Source organism: Streptococcus intestinihominis (genome assembly GCF_046824975.1).
Taxonomy (GTDB): domain Bacteria; phylum Bacillota; class Bacilli; order Lactobacillales; family Streptococcaceae; genus Streptococcus.
Window position 1 is genome coordinate 69,078 of record NZ_JBKQBL010000008.1, and the last position, 6,072, is coordinate 75,149.

Genomic DNA, 6,072 nt, shown 5'->3' on the forward strand with positions numbered 1-6,072 from the left:
TCCTTTATTAGCCCTGACTTGGCCAAATCTCACCTCCCTAAAGCTAGCTTTGAAGAGATGAAAGAAAAAGCCGGTCGCAAGTGGCAAGAGCTAATGGACCGATTTGAAATTTTAGATACGGGCGGAGAGGATCGAACCTTTTTCGATCACTGTCTCTATCGTAGTCTGCTCTTTCCTCAGACTTGTTATGAAGTGACCCCTGAAGGGAAAGCAGTTCATCGTGACTTCGCCCACAACCGCATTCAAGAAGGAAAATACTTCACTAGTCTGGGCTTCTGGGACCTCTTTCGGACCACCTTTCCTCTTTATAGCCTGGTCTATCCTGAGCTCTATCAGGAATTTCTCGAAGGCTTCCTTAACCATTACCGGGATACAGGCTTCCTCCCTAAATGGCTAGCGCCAGACGAAAGAGGCATGATGCCTGGGACACTCGTTGATGGGGTCATTGCAGATGCCATTCAGAAAGGCCTGGCTCCCTACCTTCACACGGAACTTTTTGAAGCCATGCTGGATACAGCTAGGAAGGAAGATCCAAATGGTCATTACGGTCGACGAGGAGCTAAAGAATACAAGCAGTTAGGTTATCTATCCACCGACTACCACGAAAGCGTGAGTCATACCATCGACTTCTCCTATAGCGACTTTTGTATCGCCCAAACTGCTCAGATACTTGGCAAGGAAGATCTTGCCAAAGAATATGCCCAATCTAGCCTTTCCTACCGAACCCTCTTTGATCCAGAAACAGGTTATATCCGAGCCAAAGATAAGAAGGGTCATTTCAGACCAGACTTCTCTCCGATCAGTTGGGGACGCGACTATGCAGAGTGCTCTGCCATTCAGGCAACCTTAGGCGCCCTTCACGACATAAAGGGACTCAAGCAACTCTTTGGAGGAGAAGAAGGCTTTACCCACTACTTAACCCGACTGGCAACCCAAGCACCACATTATGAAGTGACGGGCTATGGCTACGAAATTCACGAAATGAGTGAGATGGCCCAAGCTCCTTTTGGGCAAATTGCCATTTCGAACCAACCGAGTTTCCACATCCCCTATCTCTTTCGCTATAGCCAACACCCAGAATACACTAGCATCCTGATCCAAGCCCTTCGCAAGGAAGCCTTCCAGCCAAGCTTCCAGGCCTATCCAGGAGATGAGGATAATGGCAGTCTATCTTCTTGGTATATCTGGTCAGTTTTGGGACTCTATCCGACTTGCCCCGGAAAACCAGTTTATGACCTGGGGATTCCTCTCTTCAAACACCTACGCCTCTATCTCCCTCAAGAGAAAAAATGGATCCATATCCATCGTACAGCCCACACAGCTCAGGCACACTTCCTTCAAGATGTTTCACTTGATGGGAAAAGAATCGACAGAGTGAGTCACCAAGAGCTCTTGAAAGCGGAGAAGCTAGACTTCCACCTTTCTTGGCTCCCTAAAATCTAAAAAAGAATGAAGAGTAGGACACTCTTCATTCTTTTTCATTACACCTATACTAGTTAATCCCCGACCTTATAAAGGAAAGAACCTTGTTCCGTAAAACTGTACATCCCAGTTCCGGTCCAGAGACGATCCTTGCTGGCATCAGAATCATCATGGAAGATGACTTCTCCATTTTCATCCGTTTGGTCATCAATCGTAAGCCCGGCAGGAATAAATTCCATCAGAAATCCACCTGTGATTCCTCCGTAGACTCCTCCTGAAACAGTCCCATAGTCTGTCAAGGAAAGACCATAAGACTCATATTCGTTTGAGACCAAACCATTTTGATCAAAGACGAGTTTATTCCCCTTATCATCTTGCCAGACACCAGCTACGCTACTATAATCCCCTTGAGCGATTGCTTCAATATCCATATTTGTTTTTTCTTTCTTATCACTCGAACTCTCAGCCTTCTTTGCTTCACTAGTAGCTGAGCTATCCTTCGATTGACGAACTGTACTTTCTTTACTTTCAGATCCTGTCTCCTGTTTTTTATCACCACAGGCTCCAAGGAAAAACAGTAGAGCAGAAAGCAACAATAGCAAACGATACTTTTTCATCATGAATCTCCCTACATTCAATCTATTCTATAAGCCTTATTTTATCCTTTTTCTAGCAAATTGACAAGTTTCTGTTACTATCAAAAAAGGAACCAACTGGTTCCTTCTTGAATGCAGACAAACTATTGTTTTACATAAAACAGCTAGATGATTTTCAAAAAATGATTATTTTTTTTAGTAATTTAAAAAGATGAAAAACTTTCCGCTGTGAGAAAAGTGCCTGAAACAGAGTTGTTTCAGGCACTCGGGAGTTTTGGAACCTTAGATCCAAAACTAAGTCATGGAACTTCTTCGAAGTTCGTTGACGTCCGTACTCACCTAAGGAAAGTTTCTAAAATTACTTTGTCTTCAATCTGAAAGGAACCAACTGGTTCCTTCTCTATTTGATTAGTGGGCCAACATTTCCTGCGCAATTTCGAATCCTGATAAGTCACTTGGGTAGTAAGTAGGCCAATTTTCCAATTCCTTATAAAGTGCCTCTTGGCTTTCCCCACCGAAGAAAATATGGAAGTGAGCTGCCTTATTAGGAGCAATTTGGTGGTCACTGAATTGAACATACTTGAATTCACCCGCATTCGGATCAGTTGCTTCGAAGAGATACCGCACTCCACGATTCCCTTTTGTATAGGTTAGCGTATGCTTCCCAGCATAGCGGTATTCGAACTTCTTCTCTTCGCCATTCTTATAGAAGGTCATGGTTTTGTCTGTAATGACAATCCGGTCGACATCTGTTTTATAACCGGTGGTGTAGTAGGCTTTATACTCTTCAGCTGTTTTGGATTTGGTTAATTTGGCTTTGTAGTCAAAGACTTGATCCAAGGTTCCATCTTTTAGATAAGGATACACAGACTGCCAATCACCTACATAGTCTGAAAGAGTTCGGTCCTTAATAGCACTGTCCTCAAAATAGCCATTGGCCACTGTTTTGGTGTCTTCTTCCTCTTCTGGAGCGATTTCTTTTCCGGCTTGAGTCGTTGTTAACTCCAAAGATTTGAGGTTGGCTCCCATGATAGAGATGTAGTCTTCACCATCTTTCATCTGCTCATCTGTCAAGCTCTCTAATGGATTCAAAACAGCTAGATCCACACCGGTTTCAGCAGACAAGGTTTTCGATAAGGATTTAGAAGCATTTTCTTCAAAGTAGATAACCTTGATGTCGTTCTTCTTGATGTACTCTGTCAATTCACTCAAGCGAGTTGCAGACGGTTCACTATCTGGTGACAAACCTGAGATAGAGACTTGATTCAAACCATAGTCCAGGGCCAAATAACGGAAAGCTGCGTGTTGAGTAACAAAGTTTTTCTGTTTCGCTGCAGACAAGCTCTTCGTATAGCTATCATCCAATTTTTTCAACTTGGCAATATAGGCATCCGCATTAGCGGTAAAGCTAGCCTTTTTATCTGGGTACTGTTTCACCAGTTGATCACGAATCGTTTCCACCATTTTAATAGCTCTCTGTGGAGAAAGCCAGACATGGGGATCATAGTCATGATGGTGTTCTTCCCCTCCCTCATGGTCATGCTCTTCTTCACCACCTGGTAAAAGCAGCATATTTTCCGTCGCTTTGACAACCTTAGTTTTCTTGCCATCCATTGATTTCAACAACTGAGGCACCCAAGTTTCCATGTTCTCGTTCTCATAGACAAAGACATCTGACTCTTGGATTTTTGCGCGCCCCTTGGCAGACAATTCAAAATCATGGGGTTCCGAACCAGACCCGATCAAGAGCTCCACATCTCCCTCGTCTCCAACGACTTGCTTAGTAAATTCATAGACAGGATAGAAAGTCGTCATGACTTTCAATTTCCCTGACTGATTTTGACCACCACTACAAGCTACTAAAAGAAGACTACAAAAGGCTAATACCAGCCATGCAAGTTTTTTCATAAGATCACCTATTTTCTAAATTTAACAAAAAGATTTGAGAGCAAAAAGAAGGATACAAATAAGAGGGTAATGGTCGCACTAACCGGTGTATCCGGGTAATAAGAAAGAATGAGACCACTGACCATCCCTACAAAACCAATGACCACTGCCAAAAGCATGACTGAACGGAAGGTTTTTCCTAGCTTTAAAGCAATACTAGCTGGCAAGACCATGATGGTAGATACCAACAAGGAACCCGCAGCCGGAATCATCAAGGCAATAGCCACCCCTGTCACAATATTAAACAAGATAGACATGAGACGCACGGGTAAACCATCTACATAAGCTGTATCCTCATCAAATGTAAGGATATACATGGGACGAATAAAGAGAATCGTTAAAACTAAAACAATGGCTGCAATGATAAACAAAGCAAGCACTTGCTCATCCGTAATGGTCAAGGTAGAGCCAAATAGGTACTGGTCCAAACTCATGGAACTTTTACCGCCACCCTTCATGATCACCAAAGCCAAGGCCAAGCCGGTCGACATGAGAATCGCTGTCCCAATTTCCATAAAATCTTTATAGACTGTTCGTAAGTACTCTAGAAATACAGCAGCTATGATGACCACAATGACTGTAGAAATAGTTGGAGAGAAACCAAGGAAGAGGCCAAAAGCAACCCCTGATAGAGAGACGTGGCTCAGTGTATCACTCATTAAGCTCTGACGACGCAAAATCAAAAATACACCTAAGATAGGGGAGAAGAGACTCATGGCAACCATCGCTAACAAGGCCCGTTGCATAAAGTCATATTGAAATAAACTAAGCATGCTCCTCACCTCCATCTTTCTCATGGACATTAAAGCAACGCCATGGAGAATTTTGTTTTCTCACCAAATGGATATTGCGATCGGCAAAATGACTCACTTCTTCAGGATCATGCGTGATCATTAAAACAGCCTTTCCGTGGTGATGGGCACTGTGGTGCATCAATTCATAAAACTCATCCTTGCTACCAGCATCCATCCCAGTAGTCGGTTCATCCAACACAAAAATATCTGGATCAGACGCAAACATTCGTGCAATGACAGCCCGTTGTTTCTGGCCACCGGATAGAGCCCCTAAAGGTTTATCACGATGCTCTAACATCCCAACAGCAGATAAACTAGCTAAAATGTGCTCCTCATCGTGATGATTTAACCGACGAAACCAACCCTTACGAGGATACCGTCCCGATTTCACAAACTCATAAACAGAACTGGGAAATCCAGCATTAAAGCTTGCAATTTGTTGGGGAAGATAGGCAATGCGTAATTTTTTACCAGCTATATTTTCCTTAGCAATTTCAACCGTCCCTACTTTTGGTTTTAAGATGCCAAGACTTGCCTTGATCAAAGTAGATTTGGCGGCACCATTCTCACCAGTCAGCGTCACAAACTCCCCACTATCCAAGTAGTAATTCACACCTTCAAGCACAGGCTCTCGATCATAATAAAACGAAAGATCTTTAACAGTAATATAACGCATTAACGAAGATCCTCCAATAAGCGAGATAAAAACTTAGAAATAACCTTTTGTTCTTCTTGAGAAAATTCGCTCAAAACTTGATTATAAACAGCCAAAGTATGATCATGATGATGAGAATGTTCCTCAGCAACTGGACGCCCCAAATCTGTTAAACGGTACAAAACGATTCGAGCATCTTTCTCATCTTTTAGAGCTTCTAACATCCCAAAAGAAAGTAATTGTTTAACAGCCTTAGTAACAGCAGCTTGACTAACATTCAGCAATTTAGCAAGCTCAGAATTGGAATAATTATTCTTTGATAATAACATTAAAATGTGTTCTTGCGTATTGGTTAAAGAAAAACCACTTGTACAAGAACCTATCAATACTTCATGCTGATTCTCAGAAATAAGTAAGATAGAATTCAAAAACTCATCTATCTGATTAGCAACCTTCATAGGAACTTCCTTTCTATCAACCAGTAAATACTTTACCGGTTAATTATAACACAGTAAAGGAAAATAGTCAAAGTATTTTCAGAAAACAATAAAAACAAATTTTAGTAACTAATAGGTAACTCAACGTTACAAATTCAACGAAAAAAAGAAAAAGACAAGGTCCGAAAACCTTGTCTTTAATACTATACCGGCGGCCGGGG

The 6,072-nt window shown here is 42.1% G+C and carries 6 protein-coding genes; 1 reads left to right on the forward strand and 5 read right to left on the reverse strand.

The window, feature by feature from the left end:
- Positions 1-1,443: GH92 family glycosyl hydrolase (locus tag ACLOR3_RS10310; protein ID WP_412037208.1), on the forward strand; the 1,443-nt coding region annotated here is incomplete at its 5' end.
- A 53-nt stretch (positions 1,444-1,496) separates the two neighbouring features.
- Here the strand turns inward: ACLOR3_RS10310 and ACLOR3_RS10315 are convergent.
- From ACLOR3_RS10315 to ACLOR3_RS10335, 5 genes are all read right to left on the reverse strand, one after another.
- Entirely contained in the window at positions 1,497-2,042 is a 546-nt protein-coding gene (locus ACLOR3_RS10315) for a DUF6287 domain-containing protein (protein ID WP_368387491.1), read from the reverse strand.
- 384 nt (positions 2,043-2,426) lie between these two features.
- The gene (locus ACLOR3_RS10320; RefSeq protein ID WP_154854107.1) at positions 2,427-3,926 is read right to left on the reverse strand and encodes a zinc ABC transporter substrate-binding protein AdcA; all 1,500 of its coding nucleotides are present in this window, start codon (positions 3,924-3,926) and stop codon (positions 2,427-2,429) included.
- Positions 3,927-3,934: 8 nt separating this feature from the next.
- Positions 3,935-4,738, reverse strand: coding sequence for a metal ABC transporter permease (locus ACLOR3_RS10325; protein ID WP_125374845.1), 804 nt, complete (start codon positions 4,736-4,738; stop codon positions 3,935-3,937).
- Positions 4,731-5,435, reverse strand: coding sequence for a metal ABC transporter ATP-binding protein (locus ACLOR3_RS10330; protein ID WP_195324385.1), 705 nt, complete (start codon positions 5,433-5,435; stop codon positions 4,731-4,733). Before ACLOR3_RS10330 ends, ACLOR3_RS10325 begins: the two co-directional genes overlap by 8 nt.
- A complete protein-coding gene (locus ACLOR3_RS10335; RefSeq protein WP_195214452.1) occupies positions 5,435-5,872 on the reverse strand; it encodes a zinc-dependent MarR family transcriptional regulator in 438 nt (145 codons plus the stop codon). Before ACLOR3_RS10335 ends, ACLOR3_RS10330 begins: the two co-directional genes overlap by 1 nt.
- Positions 5,873-6,072: the final 200 nt, after the last annotated feature.

What these genes read in the sequence shown, in the direction of transcription:
- ACLOR3_RS10320 (WP_154854107.1), bottom strand. Translation starts at nt 3,926, where the DNA reads ATGAAAAAACTTGCATGGCTGGTATTAGCCTTTTGTAGTCTTCTTTTA.
- ACLOR3_RS10330 (WP_195324385.1), bottom strand. Translation starts at nt 5,435, where the DNA reads ATGCGTTATATTACTGTTAAAGATCTTTCGTTTTATTATGATCGAGAG.
- ACLOR3_RS10315 (WP_368387491.1), bottom strand. Translation starts at nt 2,042, where the DNA reads ATGATGAAAAAGTATCGTTTGCTATTGTTGCTTTCTGCTCTACTGTTT.
- ACLOR3_RS10335 (WP_195214452.1), bottom strand. Translation starts at nt 5,872, where the DNA reads ATGAAGGTTGCTAATCAGATAGATGAGTTTTTGAATTCTATCTTACTT.
- ACLOR3_RS10325 (WP_125374845.1), bottom strand. Translation starts at nt 4,738, where the DNA reads ATGCTTAGTTTATTTCAATATGACTTTATGCAACGGGCCTTGTTAGCG.